We start from the raw sequence: 18,664 nt of genomic DNA, 5'->3' as shown, positions 1-18,664 counted from the left end.
TGCCACCGCCTGCCGTGCCACCACCTCGTGCCACCGCCTGCCGCACCACCGAACCGCGCACCGGCCGGCGTCAGAGCGGGTTGGCTGTGAGCAGCCCGGTCCCGAGGGAGGTGAGGGCGTGGGCGACGCGTTGGCCGTCGCGGATCGAGGTGATCATTCCGGCCGCGCGCAGACTGGAGGCGTGCTGAGAAGCGGCAGGGGCGCTCACCCCGAGGCGGAGGGCGAGTTCGGTGGTGGTGCATCCCGTGCCGATCGCCCGCAGCGCGGCGGCCTTTCCTCTGCCGATGAGCGCGGTCAGGCCGTCGACGCCGGCGGGCGGCGGCAGGAGGGTCTCGGAAGCGGTGTAGGCGAAGAGGGGCTGCTGCCACGGGCTGGCGATCGCGGGGGAGAGCATGCCGCCGAGGAACAGGTTGGGGGACAGGACGAGCCCGGCGTCGGCGGTGCGTTCCAGATGCTCCGGAACGGTCGGGGCGAGGCCCAAGAGGGTGAGTTCGAAGCGGGTGGGGTCGCTGAAGGCCCTGTGGATGCCGGCCAGCATCCTGCCTGTGCCCTGGTCCCCCAGGATGGTTCGGCGCATGCTGATGTCGGCGTAGAGCAGCTTGTCCATGCCGGGCCAGTCATCGGCCAGGCAGGTGCTGTAGAGGGCGTGGACTGCGCCTAACAGGCGGTTCATCTGCACGGTGCCGCCGTCGAGCAGCTGTGCCACAGGCTTCGGTAGGGGGCCCAACTCGGCGTACCGGGCCAGCTCTCCCTGGACCTGCTCGGTGCTGACCGCGCTGATGGCGTCCAGTTCGTCGGCGATCGACACGCCGCCCGGGACCAGCGGTATCGGGGGAGTGAGGAAGTCCGGGATGCAGAGCCGGTTGGCCGTGACCAGTTCGATCAGGGGCAGGGCACGGGCCGGTACGCGGGAGCGGACCGCGCGCCACCACCGGCGGGCCGGCAGCGGAGCCGCGCCGTCCTGGTGGAGCCCGATCAGCCACCGACAGGCCGGCAGTGGAGCCCCGTTGTCCTGCTGGAGCCCGACCAGCAGGTGCTGAATCGGTGAGATCGCGAACCGTACGTTGGCCAAGTCCCGTGCCCCGAACGCCACAGCCACGCGCATGCTTCCCGATCCCCTCGGTCCGCTTAAGGCCAGGGCTTAATAGCTGTCCGTCCAGGCAAGCGTCAAACAGCATCTATCACAGACGCCACCGAGGCGGACGCCCGCAGGTTTCGCGGGCGAGCGGTGGCGCTCGCACGTTCGCACCGGGCCGCCACCCGGTGCCGCGGGCGTCGCTGCGCGGACAGGCCCGGGAGCCCGTGTGCCCCGGCCGGAGAGGAAGAGAAATGCGGAAGATGAACGCCAGGTCGAAAGCGGCCGCCGCCGTGCTCGCGATCGGAGTCACGGTCGGGGGCGTCGCGATGGCCGCGCCGGCGAACGCGGTCACCAGCGGCACCTACTGCGGGGCCACACAGCAATACGCCGGGGACGTTTACGCCCAGGCCTGCCTCATCGTGAGCGGGTACTCCGTGTACCCGTCGATCCATGTCACCAACCACGGCAACCACACGGTCACCGGGACGACTTGGATCAACCACCTCGGCGCCTACGAGGACTACGCCACCTGTAGCGGCATGACGGCGAGCGACCCCGGAGCCTGGTGCAACGCGGGGTGGGACTGGATCGGCAGCAACGGCTACGCCCAGGCCCAGGGCTCGCTCGTCATCGACGGCGTCACGTACGGCAAGGTGTTCTCTCCGTCCGAGTACATCAACTAGCCAGGAGCTGTCCGGCCGATCGTGCGGTCCGTACTCTTGCCTCGTGATTGATCACGGCATCGCTCTGCCCTACTACCGTCTCCATGTCGTGCCCGCGGTTGTGGCGCTGGCCAGCCCGACATGGCAGCGAGAGGTGTGGCTCGATCCGGATCAGTTCGAGAACCTTGACTACGCCGCGCATGTGCTCTTCGACGACTTCTGCGATGCGAGCAGTCCGCGGCCCTGGCTGGGGCAGTGCCTTCGCAGCGAGGAGGAAGTCGAGCTGATGGCGCGTCTTGGTGCGGCCTACAGCGCGGTACAGGACTCGGTCGGCGCCGCTGCCGGCGACGAGGTCTATCTGGACTCGCCAGGCTGGTCTGCCGTAGTCGCCGCGGCAGACCGGTTGGCCCAGGTGCTGGTGTCCAATGATCACTCGGCGTCGAGCAAGCTGCATGACGCCGGCTATCGCTGGCCGCTCGACACCGAGCCAGTTTCGTCCGGGACGGACGACGTGCACGTCGATTCATGACCGCAGCCAGATGACCAGGGCAGCGGCGGTGACCGTGCCGAGGAAGACGTACACGCGCCTGCCATACCTGGTCGGTGCGCCACGAGGCGTCATGGAGTCGAGTGAGGTGAGAGACCATCACCGCCGGGTTGTCGCAGCGACCTGGTTGAAGCTGGGGGCAGTTCGTCTCGGGGGATGCCGGGACGGGCGGTAAGCAGCCCTGACAATGTCGGGACGGACTGGCACTGCCAGACGGTTCGGGTTCGGCTATGAGCTTTGCAGACAGCTCAGAGCCGTAGCCGGCCAGGTGCGGGACGGCGGGTCAGCACTCCTCCTGGAGTTTCAGAAGGTCGTGAAACAGGCCCGGGTTGGTGGAGAGTTCGTTCCAGGATCCGACCTGTACCACTTGACCGTCCTGGAGGACGACGATCAGGTCCGCGGCGCGCGCGTTCGACAGCCGGTGCGTGACGAACACGGTGGTCCGGCCCGCCGCGAGGGATTTGAGGCGGTCGAACACCCTGCGCTCTGCCCTGGCGTCCATGGCGGCTGTCGGCTCGTCCAGGACGAGTACCGGGGCGTCGCGGTGGAAGGCGCGGGCGACCGCAAGGCGCTGCCACTGGCCGCCCGAGAGGTCGTGCCCGCCCCACCAGGAGCGGGCGAGGGAGGTGTCCAGGCCGTGGGGGAGCCGGGCGAGGACTTCGTCCGCCCCGGCGGCTTCGGCGGCGGCGAGGACCGCGGCGTCTCCGGTGGACATCGCCTGGCCGAGGGTGATGTTCTCCCGCGCGGCCAGCGGCCAGCGGGTGTAGTCCTGTGGGACAACGGCGAGTTGGCCGAACACGGTATCAGGGGTGACCCCGGCGAGGTCCTGGCCGTCCCAGGTGACGGTGCCCGCCGTCGGCAGGTACAGGCCGGTGAGGACCTTCGCGAGGGTGGTCTTCCCGGAACCGTTCTCGCCGATCAAGGCGACCATCTCGCCCCGGTGGACGGTGAGGTCGATGCCGTCGAGGGCGGGGCGACCTGTGCCGGGGTAGGTGAACTGGACGTTGGTGGCGGTGATGGCCGCCGGGGCTGCGGTGATCCGGGCGGCGCCGCGCCGGTTCGCCCAGGCAGCGGCGATCCGCAGGAAGGTGACCCAGTCGTCCAAGGCCAGGCAGGTGCGGAACAGCCCGGCCCCGGCGGCGAGCAGACCGGCGGAGGCCGCCGAGGCGGTGCGCAGGGCGAGCGCGGCGGCGCCGACGGCGGCCGGGTCGGTGCGACCGGTGGTGGCCAGCCACAGCAGCACGACCCAGGTCGCGAGAGTGGCCGCCGCAGTGAGTGTGTCACCAGCTCCCCTGGCCAGCAGGGCCCGGCGGGCTCCGGCGAGCTGTTCGGCCTCCAGCCGTGCGGAGACGGTGCGGTACTGCTCGGTGAGGTAGGGGCCCATTCCGTTGGCCCGGACCTCGTCGGCGGTGTTCCGGTCGGTGGTGTAGCCGCGGAAGACGCCGCGCAGCCGCGCATCGGCGAGGGTGCGGTGGTGCGCGGCGTGTTCGACCCGGGCGGCCCGCACTGCGCCCCACGCCGCGGGCAGAGAGGATACGAGCAGCAGCGGCAGCAACGCGGCGTGCAGGTAGGCGATGAACGCGGCGCCGGCGGCCAGACGGGCGGCGGCCGCAGTGAGACGCTGGGCGTCGATGATCAGGTCGCGGGCGCGGTCGGTGCTGTCGGCGGCGGCCTCGTACGCGTTCGAGAACGCCGGGTCCTCATAGGCGATCAGCTCCGCGCGGGTGGCGGCGGCGATCACCTGGAGGTCGGCTTCGCGGACGACCTTCGGGGCAAGGCGGGCGGCGGCGCCTTGGGCGGCGGCGTCCGCGAGGTAGCGCCCGCCAGTGGCCGCGCCGAGCAAGGCCGGCGGCCAGACGTTCGCGGCCAGCGCGGCGCCGAGGCCTCCGACGGCGAACAGGGCGGACAGGAGGCGGGTGGTGGCGCCGAGGGCGGTGACGGTCAGGGCGGCCGTCACCGCCTGTGCGGTGAGTAGCAGCAGAGCGGCGGGGCGGTCGGTGCGCCAGCCCAGGACCAGGGCCTGGCGCAGGGCGGCCGGCAGGCGGCGGACGATGGAGCCGGTGCTGACGGTGCGCGCGACGGCGTCGTGGCAGTCGGCCTCCAGCGCCATGTGCGGGACCTGGCCGGTCGGGGCCAGCGGGAGAGCGGGAGCGGTCACCCGCCCATCAGGGCCCGGAACCAGGCAAGCGGGCAACTGAATTCCCCAAGAGGCCAGGGAAACAAGCGAGTTCAGCGCACACCCGCGTCAGCTCTGCTATATGGGATTCACTCGATCGGGGAATCGCGCGACGGGTGTCCACGGCCGGTCGCCCGCGTCCCCGGTGTCCCGGCCCGCTGCTCCTCCCGGAACCTCGGCCCAGGCGTGCGCGGCGTCGGGGAGGAACCGGGCGCCGTAGACCAGGTCGGCTCGGCGGCCGGCCAGCGCACACGCCAGCACGGTGGCCAGGCCCACCTCCGTGCACGCGATCCGGCCCGGCCACCACCGGGGCACCACCGCGAGGACCGCGTCGTGCCGCTCCTGCAGCACGGCCGGGCTCGCGTACCGGGCGCGCCTCAGCGGGCGAAGTACCGCCACGCGGTGGCGCAGCGGCAGCCGGTGCAGTACCAGCGACGCGGCCAGCGCCAACACGGCAGTGAGCCGGGCACCCCGACGGGCGGCGGGCCTGGCGGCCGGTGTCATCACGGTCATCGCGGGCTCCCGATCCGGCGCCACCACGGCCGCCTGGGCAACGGCCTGTTCAGGTCGGTGAGCAGGCCGCGCTCGACCATGCCGACGAGGGCCGCCGCGATCTTCTCCCGGACGGCAGCCGGGTCCGCGCCGACGGGGACGGCGATCTCCTCGGCAAGCCCTTCGGTACCGCCGCGATGCACGATCGCCTGCCAGATCCGGGAGGCCGCCGGGTCGAGCATCACCCACCTCCCGACCCGTACGTCCAGGATGGCGGTCCGGCCTCCGACGGTGGCGTGCCGCACGTGCGGCGTGACGGTCAGCACGTCTCCGCCAACGGCACCGAGGCGGACACCGAACCGCGCAGCCACTGGCACATCACGACCAGGTGGTGGAGATCGGCGATCGCGTCGGCCGTGCGCCCTGCCACGGCCTCGGCGAGCGCGGAGCACACCGACCCCGCGTCGACCAACCCGGATGCGGCCAGGGCGCTGTCGGCCACCAGCTCCTCCAGCGCGCGGCGATGGCAGGCCAGACCCTGGATGCGCTGCGCCGTGAACGAGCCCTTCGAGCGGCGCCCGATCAGCCAGTCCGGTAGCTCCACCGCGGCGGCCAGAACCGGCTTGTAGGTGTAGGTGCCCCGGCGGCGGTACGCGGGGATCGCGAAGGCGGCGCGCACCACCTCGTTGTCGAGGAACGGGTGCACCGGCCGGACGCCGATGGCGTCGTACAGCGGGGCGGCGCGGGCATCGTCCCCGACCGCCCACAACGCCGCCCACTGGTCCACGTCGTCGGCGAAACCGTCGTGCACCGGCTCGCCCCACGCGCCATCCAGCAGGCGGGCGACGGCATGCCGCCCCGGGGCGGTCAGCCATCCGGCCCCCCGCCTCGGGCGGCACCATGCCCACCCGGGGGACGTCGGCGGCAGCCCTCCGGCCCGCAGCTGCCGCGCCGCCTCCGTTGCCGCCCGGGAGGGCGTGGAGGCCGCCGCCTGCTTGAGCGCCCGCCAGTACGGGCCGGGTGCCACGTTGCGCAGCCGCGCGAAGTCGTGCGCGCCGCGCCGGGCCTCGCCCGACATGCGGCGCTGGATCTGTCCGACCCAGCACGCCGCCGACGAGTCCAGCACCACATCCCCGCCGTGCCCGGTCAGGTGCACGGGCAGGCCTGCCACGGGCTCCAGGTAGCAGCGGTCCATCCCCAGGTTCACCACGGCCGCGGCGGGCTCCCCCGTGACCGGTGCGCCGTCCAGGCCGAACGGCAGCTCGCCCGTCCCGCCCTCCGCGATCTTGTGCCTGACCCCGGTGTGGGCCGCCACCCGCACCGCGTAGTGTGCGTCCTCCGCGCTGGTGAGGGCATCGGTGTAGGTGACCGCGTGCACCGGGCCGACCTCGGCGGCGAGCAGCACGGCCGCCGACGAGTCCAGCCCCCCGGACAGATCCGCCCCGACCAGCCCACCCGCCATCCGCACCCTACGTTGCACCGCCACGCGCAGCGCCTCACCGAGCCGTGCCGCCCCGGCCGCCAAGTCCTCCTCCGGCTCCACATCCCGCACGTCGACCAGGCGCACCCCGTTCCGGTCGAGGACCAGACCCCACCCGCCCGGCACCCGCTGAACCCCGGCCCACGGACTGCGGGCCGGCCAGTGCTGACCGCCAACCGCCAAGCGGGCGGCCAGCAACTCCAGGTCCACGGAGGCCCCGGTCCGGGCGGCCAGCCGGGCCGGGTCACTCGCCCACACCACCCCGGCAACCCGGTCCCGGGCGTGCCACAGCGCCCTCACGCCGGCCAGGTCCCCGCACGCGAAGCGGCTTCCGCCCACCTGCTCGGCCACCACCCAGTACGAACCCGACCAGCCCGTCAGCTCCGCCCAGCGTCCGGCGGCAACTGCATCCAGCGCGGCGCGCAGCTGCGTCTGTTCCGCTCCGCAGTCTCCGGCGACCGCCAACCGCCCCCGGTCGTCGCCGACCTCGCGCACCGCGACGCCGCCGCCGAACACCGGACGGCTGGACAGCCCCTGTCGGCCGTCTTCGACCCACTCGATCACAACGCCTCCTCCACCGATGACCGTTGCTGACGACCCGGGGGTCCGGCACGGCTTCCTGCCGTGCCGGACCCCCTGCTTGCCACTTGTCCCGGGCGCCCCGCGCGGGACGCCGGCGGTTACTCGAAGTAGTTGTCCTTGTCGGAGTCGTTCGACCGCTGGCGGCCGTTGGTCAGAGCATCGGCCTCGTGCTCGCCGAACTGCGGGTCGAAGACCTCGTCCGTCACCAGGTTCTCCATCGTGATCTCCTCTGGAAGGTGGACCGTCCGGCGCTCGCCGGCTGACCACCACGACACCGCATCCGGCTGCTGCGATGACAGGTGCGCGACTGCTGCACTCCCGTGCGGACCAGCACCGCGGCACCCGCCGCGGGCTGCTGCGTTTTGCTGCGAACAGCCGTTCAGTGCCACGTGGTTGACGGCCCGGGGCGTACGCTGATGACCCTGAACTGCACGGCACAGCGCCACCGAGCAGAGGGGGAGCCCCCGGTGCCCGCATCCGGACGACGCCCGAACAACGCCCTGGCCCACTGGGTCGCCCGCACCGGGGCGAGCCACGAGAGAGTCGTTCGGGAAGTCGGCAAGGTCGCCCGCGAGCACGGCCGGAACGACATCCAGCCCGACCGCTCCCGCGTGCCCCGGTGGATCACGGGCGAGGAGCCACGGGCACCCATCCCCGAGTACCTGGCCAAGGCGCTCGGACGCCTCAGCACTCCCCAGGTTCTCCTTGCCCCGGCCGACATCGGCATGACGGGCCGACCGACGGTCGGCATCGCCTCGGCCTGGTCGGGAGCGGCGGTCGTCGCAGCGATCATCGACACCACCCGGAGCGACGCCATGACCGACGACACCACCCCCAGCCGCGCCCGCCTCCTCGCCGGCCCAGAACTCCTCTCCGCCGTGCAGCCCTGGCTCCATCTCCCGGACGCCGAACTCCCCGCCCCCACCAGGCCGGGTCGTCTCGGCATGTCCGACGTCCAGAGAATCCGCGCCACCACTGATGCATTCCGCACGCTCGACAACGCGCACGGCGGCGGCCTCAGCAGGAGAGCCGTCGTCGGCCAGCTCCACGACGTCACCGAGCTCGCCAAGCAGGGACGCGGCAGCGACAAGGTCGGACGCGAGCTGTTCGTCGCCGTCGCCGACCTCGCCTCCGTCGCCGGTTGGATGACGCACGACACCGGACGGCACGCCGAGGCTCAGGAATACCTGCTGCTCGGCCTCCAAGCGGCCAAAGCCGCAGGGCCGGCGGGCGCCGGAATCGCCGGCCACCTCCTGAACTGCCTCGCCAGGCAGGCCAACCACCTGGGCCGGACGGCCGACGCCCTCGACCTCGTCCAGGCCGGGCTGTACGGAACCCGCAAACGGCCCGCCGACCGGCTGCGCGCAGTCCTCGCCACCCTGGAAGCCCGCTGCCACGCCACCCTTGGCGACCTGCCCGCCGTCGAGCGATCCATCGCGGTCGCCGAACACGCCCTCGACTCCGACACCGAGATCCCCACATGGGTGGCGTGGTTCGACCAGGCCGAGTACGAGGTCACCGTCGGCGTGTGCGAGCTGATCGCCGCCGAGCACGACAACGACCGGGCCCGACGGGCGATCACCGGCATCCAAGCGGGCACCGTGCTCCGACCGGCCGAGCGAACCCGCAGCAGGGCCTTCGATCAGATCGCCCTGGCACGCGCTTACGTCCGCGCCCGAGACCTCGACGGCGCTGACACCGCAACCGCAGAGGCCCTACACCTGTTCGGCCACGTCAACTCCACCCGGATCACCGACCGCCTCCACGAGCTCGACGAAGAACTCGCCGCTGTACCGGGGTCCAGCGCAGCCCGCTCCGCGCGCGACCGAATCCGCTCCGCAATCGCAGCCTGACCCTGTCACCGTGTGTTTTCGTCCGTTATGCGCTTGGTGAGGTTGTCGATCGAGGCGATGTGGATCACGGCTTCGGAGCTGGCCGGGAGGGTCTCGTAGTCGTGGGCGAGGCGCCGCTGTAGCATGATCCACCCGAGACTCCGTTCGACCACCCACCGCCTTTTCACAACATGGGATCCGGGGATGTCGGACTTCCGGTGGACGACTTCGACGTCGATTCCGAGGCCGGCTCCATGCTCGACCACGGCGTTCTTGAAGCCGGTGTCGACCCATGTCTTGGAGATGTTCGGATAGACCTTCTCGGCCTGATCAAGGAGCTGTATTCCCACGGCGTTCTCGGACAGACTCGCGGCGGTGACGACCACGGCGAGGATCAGGCCGATCGTGTCAGTGAGGATCCCCCGCTTCCGACCGACGATCTTCTTCGCGGCGTCGGTTCCCTGGCTGGTCACTCCGCCCTCGACTACATCCCGCCCGACGAATACGAACAGGCCTACTGGGCGCAACTGGAGCAAGTCCCACAGACCGCTTGATCACACGATTGCGGACTCCATGAAACTCGGGGCAGCTCACTTCTTCGATGCGCCGAGACTCGGCGTCGCTCATGCCGGGCTCAACCTCGCAACAGTCAGCGGTGGCGAGCAGATGCGCGGCCTCCGCCCCGAGTTCTGTTCCCTCAAGTGCCGTCACACCTCGAACAGCAGCTTTCCGAGGTCTTGGCGGTCAGGTGAATATCGAGGGCCTGTCACCTGGCACGAGGCCGACTCGGTGCGGCTCTGCGCCGTAGGTGGGCGAATGTCCGGCTCCGGGACCGCCTGCGGTCGGGACTGCGACACCTGGCCGGCAAGCGTCGGCTCGGCCGGTGGGTGGTGCGTCGGGGGCGGCGGCCGGGGGTGTCAGTTGTTGGGGAGGGTGAGTGCCAGTTTGCCGGTGGTGCGGGCGTCGAGGAGGTGGCGGACGGCTGTGGCGGTCTCGGTGAGGGGGTAGACGCGGGCCACGACGGGGCTGAGGGTGCCCGCGTCGATGAGTGCGGTCAGGTCGCGGAGGCCGTCGGCGTGTTCGGAGGCGATGAAGGTGCCCAGGCGCTGGCCGGTGAACGGGGAGAGGATCTGCGCGCGGAGCTGCCGGTCGGTGCCGCCGAGCCAGCGGCCGTTCGTCTCGCCGCCGGTGATGACCAGCCTTCCCCGGGGGGTGAGGGCGCGGCGCAGGTCGCGCAGGCTGCGGTTGCCCGCGATGTCGATGATGGTGTCGTAGCGTCGCGGGCCGGCGAGGAAGTCCTCGCGGGTGTAGTCGATCACGTGGTCGGCGCCCAGGGCTCGTACGGCGTCGAGCTTGGGGCTGCTCGCGACGGCCGTGACCAGGGCGCCGAGGGCGTGGGCGAGTTGGACGGCGAAGGTGCCCACGCCGCCGGCGGCTCCCGTGATCAGGACCTGCTGGCCCGGCTGGATCTCGCCCTTGTCGCGTACCGCCTGGAGTGCGGTGAGCGCGCTGACGGGCACCGTCGCCGCTTGCTCGAAGGTGAGCGCGGCCGGCTTGGGGGCGATCCGGTCGGGGCGGGCGACGGCGTATTCGGCGAACGCGGCGGCCGCCGTCCCGTACACCTCGTCGCCGGGGGCGAACCCGGTCACGCCGTGGCCGACCGCCTCGACGACACCGGCGAGATTGCGGCCGGGATTGGGGAGCTTCGGCCTGCGCAGCCCGCTGACGGGCCGGACCGCGTACGGCAGTCCGGCCATCAGGTGCCAGGTGCCCCGGTCGATGCTGGAGGCGCGCACCCGGACCAGTACCTCGCCGGGGCCGGCGCCGGGCCGGGGGAGGCGAGCCGTGCGCAGCACGGCTTCCGGCTGGGCGCCGTAGCGCTCCTGGACGACGGCCGCCATCGTCCCGGCCCCGCTGCTGCCTCCGCTGGTAGTCGCGGCCGGCTCACCCATGTCCCGCATCGTCGCTGCTCCCGCCCTCTGCCGACACTCACTTACGCTGTAAGTACAACACTTACGGCGTAAGCTCGCAACGATGGCAGGCCACCAGAGGAAGCGACCGTCCACCGTGCCCCGACGTACCGACCCGAAGCCGACCCCGACTCCGCCGTCGACTCCGCCGTCGACCCCTCCGCCGATCCGCCCGACCCTCACCCGCCAGCGGGTGCTCCGGGCCGCCATCGAACTGGCCGACGCCGGCGGCCTGGAGACGCTCAGCATGCGCAAGCTCGGCGAGGCCGTCGGAGTCGAGGCGATGTCCCTCTACAATCACGTGGCCAACAAGGAGGACCTGCTCGACGGCATGGTCGACCTGGTCTTCGACGAGGTCGAACCGCCCGCGCCCGGCGACGACTGGCGACGAGCGATGCGGCAGCGGGCGATCTCGCTGCGCCTCGCGCTGTCCCGCCACCGCTGGGCCATCGGGCTGATGGAGTCACGCTCCACTCCGGGCCCGGCCACCCTGCGCCACCACGACGCCGTCCTCGGCTGCCTGCGTCACGGCGGGTTCTCCCTCGCCCTGACCGCCCACGCCGTCTCGGTGCTCGACAGCTACATCTACGGGTTCGCCTTGCAGGAGAAGACCCTGCCCTTCGACTCCCCGGAGGAGACCGCCGAACTGGCAGAGTCCATCGTGAGCGGCTTCGGCGCCGGCGAATACCCGTACCTGGCCGAGATCGCGACCGCCCACGTCATGCGCCCCGGATACTCCTACGGCGACGAGTTCACCTTCGGACTGGACCTCATCCTCGACGGCCTCGGGCAAGCAGCACGCTGACGGGCCGACCGGCGACGCACGTCCTGCGCGCCCTCGCCGCGCGCCGCCCGCACCCTCTGCCGCGCACGCCCCACCACCTCTGTGCCATCGGCGAGTTGAAGCGGTTTGACGGTTGGTCAGACGAGATCTAGCTTCGATCTCGCACCGATCATCGCTCACTCGTTCGATGGCCCGGAGGGGTTTTCGCATGCCTCCTTATGAGCAGACTTTTGCCGGCATATCAGGAATTTTCGAGAATCAGTCGAAAACCTCCTACAAGGCGGGTGTCGACTCGGTCTCCCCTCCGGACCGGCGGGCCGGACTGGCGGATCAGGGGCAGTGCTTCCTCGGCGTCAGCCTGGAGAACGGCAACTTCGCTCCGGGCAAACTCGCCGCGATGCTCCGCTGGATAGCCGGCCGGTTCCCCCGTTGCACGGTGCTGGTCGGGGACAGCATCCACCGGATCACCCTGGCGTCCACCCGGGGCCTGTCGGAGGACGAGGCGCTCTCCCGGGCGTTGGCCCTGGGTGACCGTTTCATCGCCGACACCCGGGCCCTGTTCGCGGCCGAACGCGAGCAGGCCGAATTCACGTTCCTGCGCTGCTCCGAAGTGCAGCGATGGGATTCCTACGCGAAGCACCATCGAAGCCTCACCGACTACCACCGGGCCGACCGGAACTTCCGGGAGTCCGTCGATGCGTTCGGGCGGCGCTTTCACGCCAGGCATTCCGGTCGGCGCGCCGAGGTCGACCTGGAGAGGCGGGTCGAAATGTCCGCACAGTACTTTCTGGAGGAGTCCGCGATATTCGCGTGTCTTGTCCAGCAAGGCCTTTCTGTCATGGTCTACCCCGGTTCGTTCGGCACCCTTTCGGAGATCACCGACGGGAGGCACCCGGACGCGCCGGAGGAGCTGCGCCGGCTGACCGTCCTCTCGCTCGATCTGCGGAGGCGTTGACGGCGTCCCTCGTTCCGCCGAGCGCTCCGCCGAGCGCTCCGCCGAGCGCTCCGCCGGACCGCCGGACCGGCACGTCCAGGCCCGGGTGCCGTCGGCGTGACCGGTGGTCAATGGCCGGTTCTTAAGGACTTCTTAGGAGTCCTCCGTATCACTGTGTCATGCACACCGGTACTCATACGTCTTCCCTTGCGGGCCCCGCCCGCCGGTACGCTCCGCGCGCCGTTCTCGTCCTCGCCGTGGCCACCGCGCTGGTGTCCGCAACCGTGGCGAGCGCCACCGGCAGCTCCGCCTCGCCGATGCCGATGCCGATGAAGGTGCGGGTCCACGACGGGCGCGTCGACGTGCCGGTACGCGGCGGCACCGCCACCATCGACGCGGCCACGCTGCGGGCCGAGGCCCGGACCGAGGACGGGCGGGTGGTCCTGCTGTCCGCTCCGGCCGACCAGGCGCTGGGCAGGGCGAGCGCCCCGGTCAGGACGGCGAGCGGCGCCGCCTGGTCGTATCCGGAGAAGGGCCTGCGGGCCGAAGTCCGCGCCGACCACGGCCGGTTGCTGGTCACCCTCACCGGGACCGCCCTCACCGGGACCGCCCCCACCGGGACCGCCCCCACCGGGAGCGGCGGCACCTCGGTGCGGTGGCCGGTGACCGCCACCGATCCGGCCGCCGCCGAGGTCCAGCTCCCGCGCGGCGAGGGGCTGTCCCTTCCCGTCGACGACCCGTTCTGGAACTCCTCCGACGGGGCGCTGGTCGGCGAGGAACAGGAGCTCGGCTCGCAGCTGTCCATGCCGATGTGGGGCTACACGCTCCGCTCCGGCCGGGCAGGCGTCAGCTACATCGTCCCCACCGACATCGGCACGTCGCTGACGTTCGCCTCCCAGGACGGCCGGCTGCGGGCCACGGCCGAGCACGGATTCGCCGCCGGGAACGGCACCGGCGCGTACACCGTGGCCTTCTCCCTGACCGACGGCTCCCCGGTGGCCCCGGCCGTGGACTACCGCAACTGGCTCTCGGAGCACGGGCAGTTGGGCAGCCTGAGCGAGAAGATCAAGCAGAACCCGCAGACCGCGAAGCTGCTCGGCGCCTTCCACGCCTACGCCTGGGGCGGCGCCCGCCGGCCCGCCTACCTCGACCGTCTCAAGGAACTGGGCGTCTCCCGGCTCTGGCTCGGCTACGACTCCGACGACTCCCCGATGACGGGCGAGGACGTCAAGGCCGCCGAGGCCGCCGGCTACCTGGTCGGACCGTACGACTCCTTCGCCAACGGCCAGCAGAAGACGGACGACTCGTCCCCCAACTCCGTCTGGCCGGACGACGTCTACCCCCGGTTCTGCGTCCTCAGGGCCGACGGGACGCCGCAACCCGGCTTCCACAAGAAGGGCTGCTACCTCAGCTCGCAGGCGTTCGAGCAGGCCGAGCCGCAGCAGCACTACCTCGCCGACCGCACCCGCTCGCTGGTCGCCAACGGGGCCGACAGCTACTTCCTGGACGTGGACGCGGCGGGCGAGCTCTTCCGGGACTACGACCCCGGCCACGCGATGACCATGGACGAGGACCGCGCCAACCGGCTCGCCCGGATGCGGCGCCTGACGGACGACTCGTACGACGCGTCCACGGGCCGGCCCGCCCCGCTGGTCCTGGGCTCGGAGTCCGCCGGCGCCTGGGCCAACCAGGTGCTGGCCTTCGACCACGGCTCGGGCACCCCGGTGGACGGGCGGCTGTGGGCGATGGAGTCCGGGCACTTCGACAACGGGCCGCAGGACCCCAAGGACGACGGCGCCTGGGGCGGCTACGCCCCGGAACAGGCCGCCGCCACCTTCTTCAAGCCGGTGCGCACCACGGACTTCAAGCCCGAGCACCAGGCCCGGGTGGCCGCCGCCCTGAAGGCGATGTACGACCCGCGGTACCGGGTGCCGCTGTACGAGACGGCGCTGCACGGTTCGCTGGTCAACGTCGAACGCTGGGAACTGCCCTTCGGCAAGCTGCCGGAGCAGAAGACCACGCGTGCGCTGCTGGCGATGCTCTACAACACCCCGCTCAACTTCGTGCTCAGCGACAAGGACCCGCACGACGGGCAGAACATGCACGAACTGGCCGCGCTGCAGCAGTACTTCGCGCCGCTGCACCAGGCGGCCGGCACCCGGCAGCTGACCTCCTTCCGCTGGCTGACCGACGACCACCTGGTGCAGCGGACCGTCTTCGGCGACGGCACGCTGACCGTCACCGCCAACTTCGGCACCACCGTCCACGACGGCCTGCCGGGCGGCTGCGTGGACGCCGCAGTGCGCGGGCGCCCGGGCACCCAGCGGCTCTGCCCGGCTGACGTGGTCTCCTGACGACCGCAGCTGACGGGCTGACGGGCTGACGAGCCGGCGGGACAGGCGGCCTCGCCCGTCCCGCCTGGCCCCGCCTCGCCGCCGCGCCGCCTCGCCGCCGGTGTCGGGCGGACGCGGCGTGGTGGGTTAGCCTGCGCGGTGGGCCAGGTGCACGGGGGACGACCACGGGGTGTGCACGGACCGGCCGACGAACGACTACGGGGGGTTTCACATGTCCAGGATCATCACTGCCGCCATGCCCGCGCACGGGCACACCGCGCCGATGCTGGCGATCACCGCCGACCTGGTGGCGCGCGGGCACGAGGTGGTCTTCCTCGGCGGGGCGAGGTTCGCCGGGGCCGCCGAGGAGACCGGGGCACGTTTCACCGCCCTGCCGCCGGAGGCGGATTTCGACGACCGCCGGATCAACGACTCCTTCCCGGGGCGGGCCGAACTGCCGCCCGGGCCACAGCGGTTGGCCTTCGACGCCCGTAACATCTTCATCGATCCGGTGCCCGCGCAGTACCGGGCGCTGCGCGCGTTGCTGGCGGAGTTCCCGGCCACGGTGGTGCTCGGTGACTGCTTCTTCCACGGCGCGGTGGCTCTGGCGCTGGCCCATCCGCGCGGCGAGCGGCCGGCCGTGGTGGGCATCGGGGTGTCCCCGCCGATGCTGCAGAGTGTCGACACCGCGCCCTTCGGTCTCGCGCTGGCGCCCCAGGCGGGACCGGAAGGGCTGGCCCGCAACCGGGAGTTGAACGCCGAGGCGGCGCTGCGCGGCGAGCCGCTGCGGCGGTACGCGGCCGAGGTCTTCGCCGGGGTCGGGGTCGAACTGCCGCCGGGGCCGCGGGCGAACGCCGCCGTCACCGGGCCCGACCACTACCTGCAGCTGACCGTCCCGGGGTTCGAGTACCCGCGCAGCGACGCGCCGGCCTCGCTGCGCTACATCGGCGCGCTGGCGCCGCAGAACCATGGCAAGGTGGAACTGCCGCAATGGTGGCCGGAGTTGGAGTCCAGCCGCCCGGTCGTGGTGGTCACCCAGGGCACCCTGGCCAATGACGACCTGACCGAGCTGCTGGTCCCCGCGGTGCGGGCGCTGGCCGACCGCCCCGACCTGCTGGTGGTCGCGGCCACGGTCCGCCCGGACGGGCCCGAGCTGCTGGCACGGGCGCTCGGCGGCCTGCCGGACAACGTGCGGGCCGCCGGTTACCTGCCGTTCGACCGGCTCCTGCCGCACGCCGACGTGCTGATCAGCAACGGCGGCTACGGAGGTGTCCACACCGCGCTGGCCTTCGGGGTGCCGCTGGTGGTCGCGGGCGGCAGCGAGGACAAGCCCGAGGTCGCCGCCCGGGTGGCCTGGCGCGGTGTCGGCATCGACCTGCGCACCGGGCGCCCGGGTGAACCGGAGCTGCGCGAGGCCGTCGACCGGGTCCTGGCCGACCCGGCCTACCGCGCCAACGCCGCCGACCTGGCCGCCGAACTCGCGGCCCACCGGCCGCTGACGGCGATCGCCGAACTGGTGGACTCGCTCGGCTGACCGCCGCGGGCTGCGGGGCTCAGCGGATGCGACGGCCACGGCGAGCGCGAAGCCGATTTCCTTGATCTCCGGCTTGTCGTCCTATCGCCTGCCGGGTCGATTCCACCTCGGAAAGGAACGGGCTCGTCCGGAAACGGGCCCGATGAGCGGGAAGTGGACGAAGTGGCTTGATCATGCGTCAATTATCTTTCCCCACTGGCAATTTACGCGATGCAGCCCAGGGCATTTCCTGCCCGGCCATGCGCTAACCTCCTCCTGGCGTGCTCACATGCCGATCCCGAATTGGGGGAATCACATGGCAATCGGACGACGGCAACTCCTCACCTCCGTCGCGCTCACCGCCCTCGCCGCGCCCGTCCTGGCCAAGGGGACCGCGATCCGCGCGGCCGCGGCCGTGGGGGCGGCCCCGGCCGCCGACTCCGGGCCGCTGTTCATGCAGGTCGTCGCGCACGAGGACGACGACATCCTGTTCATGAACCCGGACCTGTCCAACGCGCTCGCCAACGGCACCCCGTCCGTCACGGTGTTCGTCACCGCGGGCAACGCGACCGGCGACCCGTGCGCCACGGTCTGTTGGGACACCGCCGGCGAGCCGCTGCGTACCTGGAACCGCCAGATGGGCGCCATCAACGCCTATTCCCGGATGACCGGGGTCGGCGACACCGATCCGGCGACCGACGAGGTCGGGCACTGGACGGCCGAGGCGTGGACGGTCGGGGGCAAGCAGGTCGAACGGTACGTTCTCAAGGGCCGCCCGGTGCACCTGATCTTCCTCAACCTGCACGACGCCGGGCTCGGCGGCGTCCTGGCCGGCGGCACCGACACCACGGTCGTCCCGAAGGACAGCCCGCTGTCCGGGCCGTCGACCTACACGGCGGCGGACGTCGTCGAGGTGCTGCGGCAGCTCATGGTGACGTACCGGCCGACCGTGCTCCGGGCCCAGGACGAACTCCCGGACAGCCGCTACTCGGGCGACCACTCGGACCACGTCTGCGCCGCGAAGTTCGCCGGCCAGGCGGCCCTGCTCTACGGCGGCCCGCTGATCCAGGTGAACTACCGGGACTACAACATCAGCGACTCCCCGGTGAACCTCGACCCGGCGACGACCGGCGCCAAGGGCGTGTTCGTCTCCGAGTACGCCGGCCACGACCACTCGGGGAACTACTCCGACGCCTGGTTCTCCCGGATGTACTACCGCTGGTCGCGGGGCACCTCCTGGGCCGGGCTGAACCAGGACGGCCGGCCGCAGGTCTTCGTCGTCCGGGCCGGCGCCCTCTACACGTACTGGCGTCAGGGGGACGGCAGTTGGGGCGGTCCGGTGCGGATGGCGGACCCGGGCGGGCGACTGGCGCCGGGCATCGCGGTCGGGACCAACGCCGACGGCCGGCTGGAGGTCTTCGCCCGCCGCCTGACCGATCACCACATCATCTCCCTGCCCCAGGGCGCGCCCAACGGCTGGTGGTGGAACAGCTGGGCCGACCACGGCAACCCCAACGCCGGGCTCGGCAACGAGGACCAGGTCGGCGTGCCCGTGGTGGCCGGCAACCAGGACGGGCGGCTGCAACTGTTCGTCAAGAACGGCGGGGGCGGCCTCAGCAGCATCTGGCAGACCACCCCGGGCGGGGTGTGGACGGGCACCTGGACGGATCTGGGCGGCACCGACCTCCAGGACCCGGTCACCGCGATCCGCAACGGCGTCGGGAGGATCGAGGTGTTCGCCAGCACCCGCACCGGGATCGTCAACTGGTGGCAGAGCGCTCCGAACGGCGCCATCGCCGGCCCCGCCCCGATCCCGGGCGCCCAGCCGGCCAGTCCGCCCAAGGCCGCGCTCGACCAGGACGGCCGCATCGAACTCGCCTACCGCGAGGTCGGCACCGGCGCGATGCTGGTCAGCTACCAGACCCGGCCCGGCGGGCCGTGGAGCCAGTCCCCGGGCAACCTCGGCGGCCACGCGGGAGTGGGCGAGCCGGCGGCGGCCACCGTCGGCGGACGGGTCGTCCTGTTCGAGCGCAACCGCGGCGGCGGCGTGAGCACCACCGCCCAGACCGCCCCGAACGCCGGCTACGGCACCTGGCAGGACCTCGGCGGCACCGTCCTGGACCACCCGGCCGCGCTCGTCGACGGCGGCGGCGTCCTCCACGTGTTCGCGATCGGTACGGACGCCCGCGTCTACTACCGCGCGGGCACGACGCCCACCGACCTCGGCGGCTGGCAGGGCCTGCCGCGCTGACCGTCCTGCTCGGGGCCCGGCTCCGGCTGG

14 protein-coding genes and 1 pseudogene are annotated in these 18,664 nt (G+C 71.9%); 8 read left to right on the top strand and 7 right to left on the bottom strand.

The genetic code is table 11. The annotated features are described in order from the left end of the window. Positions 1-70: 70 nt before the first annotated feature. Entirely contained in the window at positions 71-1,105 is a 1,035-nt protein-coding gene (locus tag ABT015_RS12105) for a helix-turn-helix domain-containing protein (RefSeq protein WP_350878685.1), read from the bottom strand. 224 nt (positions 1,106-1,329) lie between these two features. On the opposite strand from ABT015_RS12105, the gene ABT015_RS12100 reads away from it, so the two are divergent. After that, entirely contained in the window at positions 1,330-1,761 is a 432-nt protein-coding gene (locus ABT015_RS12100) for a hypothetical protein (protein WP_350878683.1), read from the top strand. 43 nt (positions 1,762-1,804) lie between these two features. Further along, positions 1,805-2,269 (top strand): SCO4402 family protein, encoded by a 465-nt coding sequence (locus ABT015_RS12095; RefSeq protein ID WP_350878682.1) that lies wholly within the window; start codon positions 1,805-1,807, stop codon positions 2,267-2,269. A gap of 301 nt (positions 2,270-2,570) precedes the next feature. Here the strand turns inward: ABT015_RS12095 and ABT015_RS12090 are convergent, their stop codons facing one another. The 4 genes from ABT015_RS12090 to ABT015_RS12075 form a co-directional block, all read right to left on the bottom strand. After that, positions 2,571-4,445, bottom strand: coding sequence for an ATP-binding cassette domain-containing protein (locus tag ABT015_RS12090; RefSeq protein ID WP_350878680.1), 1,875 nt, complete (start codon positions 4,443-4,445; stop codon positions 2,571-2,573). Between the two features lie 96 nt (positions 4,446-4,541). Then, positions 4,542-4,976: a lasso peptide biosynthesis B2 protein gene (locus tag ABT015_RS12085; protein WP_350878679.1), complete on the bottom strand. Its 435-nt coding sequence runs from the start codon at positions 4,974-4,976 to the stop codon at positions 4,542-4,544. After that, complete coding sequence (locus ABT015_RS12080; RefSeq protein ID WP_350878677.1) at positions 4,973-5,281, bottom strand: PqqD family protein; 309 nt, start codon at positions 5,279-5,281, stop codon at positions 4,973-4,975. Before ABT015_RS12080 ends, ABT015_RS12085 begins: the two co-directional genes overlap by 4 nt. After that, positions 5,275-6,999, bottom strand: a complete 1,725-nt coding sequence (locus ABT015_RS12075; RefSeq protein WP_350878675.1) for an asparagine synthase-related protein — start codon at positions 6,997-6,999, stop codon at positions 5,275-5,277. The genes ABT015_RS12080 and ABT015_RS12075 overlap by 7 nt, the downstream gene beginning before the upstream one ends. Positions 7,000-7,484: 485 nt before the next feature. On the opposite strand from ABT015_RS12075, the gene ABT015_RS12070 reads away from it, so the two are divergent. Further along, positions 7,485-8,870 carry an NsdA family TPR-like regulatory protein gene (locus tag ABT015_RS12070; RefSeq protein ID WP_350878674.1) on the top strand — a complete coding sequence of 462 codons (1,386 nt, stop codon included), beginning with the start codon at positions 7,485-7,487 and terminating at the stop codon, positions 8,868-8,870. A 5-nt stretch (positions 8,871-8,875) separates the two neighbouring features. Here the strand turns inward: ABT015_RS12070 and ABT015_RS12065 are convergent. Continuing rightward, positions 8,876-9,322, bottom strand: a pseudogene (locus tag ABT015_RS12065) (transposase); the annotation flags it as partial. Between the two features lie 444 nt (positions 9,323-9,766). Next, on the bottom strand, positions 9,767-10,801 hold the full coding sequence (locus ABT015_RS12060) for an NAD(P)-dependent alcohol dehydrogenase (RefSeq protein ID WP_350878673.1): 1,035 nt from the start codon (positions 10,799-10,801) through the stop codon (positions 9,767-9,769). Positions 10,802-10,916: 115 nt separating this feature from the next. Here ABT015_RS12060 and ABT015_RS12055 point away from each other — a divergent pair, with 115 nt between their 5' ends. The 5 genes from ABT015_RS12055 to ABT015_RS12035 all read left to right on the top strand — a co-directional run bounded on the left by ABT015_RS12055 (position 10,917) and on the right by ABT015_RS12035 (position 18,634). Further along, entirely contained in the window at positions 10,917-11,624 is a 708-nt protein-coding gene (locus ABT015_RS12055; protein ID WP_350878672.1) for a TetR/AcrR family transcriptional regulator, read from the top strand. A 187-nt stretch (positions 11,625-11,811) separates the two neighbouring features. After that, complete coding sequence (locus ABT015_RS12050; RefSeq protein WP_350878671.1) at positions 11,812-12,558, top strand: tRNA-dependent cyclodipeptide synthase; 747 nt, start codon at positions 11,812-11,814, stop codon at positions 12,556-12,558. A gap of 236 nt (positions 12,559-12,794) precedes the next feature. Further along, a complete protein-coding gene (locus ABT015_RS12045) occupies positions 12,795-14,891 on the top strand; it encodes a glycoside hydrolase (RefSeq protein ID WP_350878670.1) in 2,097 nt (698 codons plus the stop codon). A 211-nt stretch (positions 14,892-15,102) separates the two neighbouring features. Next, positions 15,103-16,404 (top strand): glycosyltransferase, encoded by a 1,302-nt coding sequence (locus ABT015_RS12040; protein WP_350878669.1) that lies wholly within the window; start codon positions 15,103-15,105, stop codon positions 16,402-16,404. A 295-nt stretch (positions 16,405-16,699) separates the two neighbouring features. Next, positions 16,700-18,634 (top strand): DUF8189 domain-containing protein, encoded by a 1,935-nt coding sequence (locus tag ABT015_RS12035; protein WP_350878668.1) that lies wholly within the window; start codon positions 16,700-16,702, stop codon positions 18,632-18,634. Positions 18,635-18,664: the final 30 nt, after the last annotated feature.

Origin of the sequence: Kitasatospora sp. NPDC094016 (genome assembly GCF_040304045.1) — a bacterium.
In the GTDB taxonomy this organism is placed as follows: Bacteria; Actinomycetota; Actinomycetes; order Streptomycetales; family Streptomycetaceae; genus Kitasatospora.
Note: the sequence above shows the minus strand (reverse complement) of the source record. Positions and strands in the feature narration are given on the sequence as shown.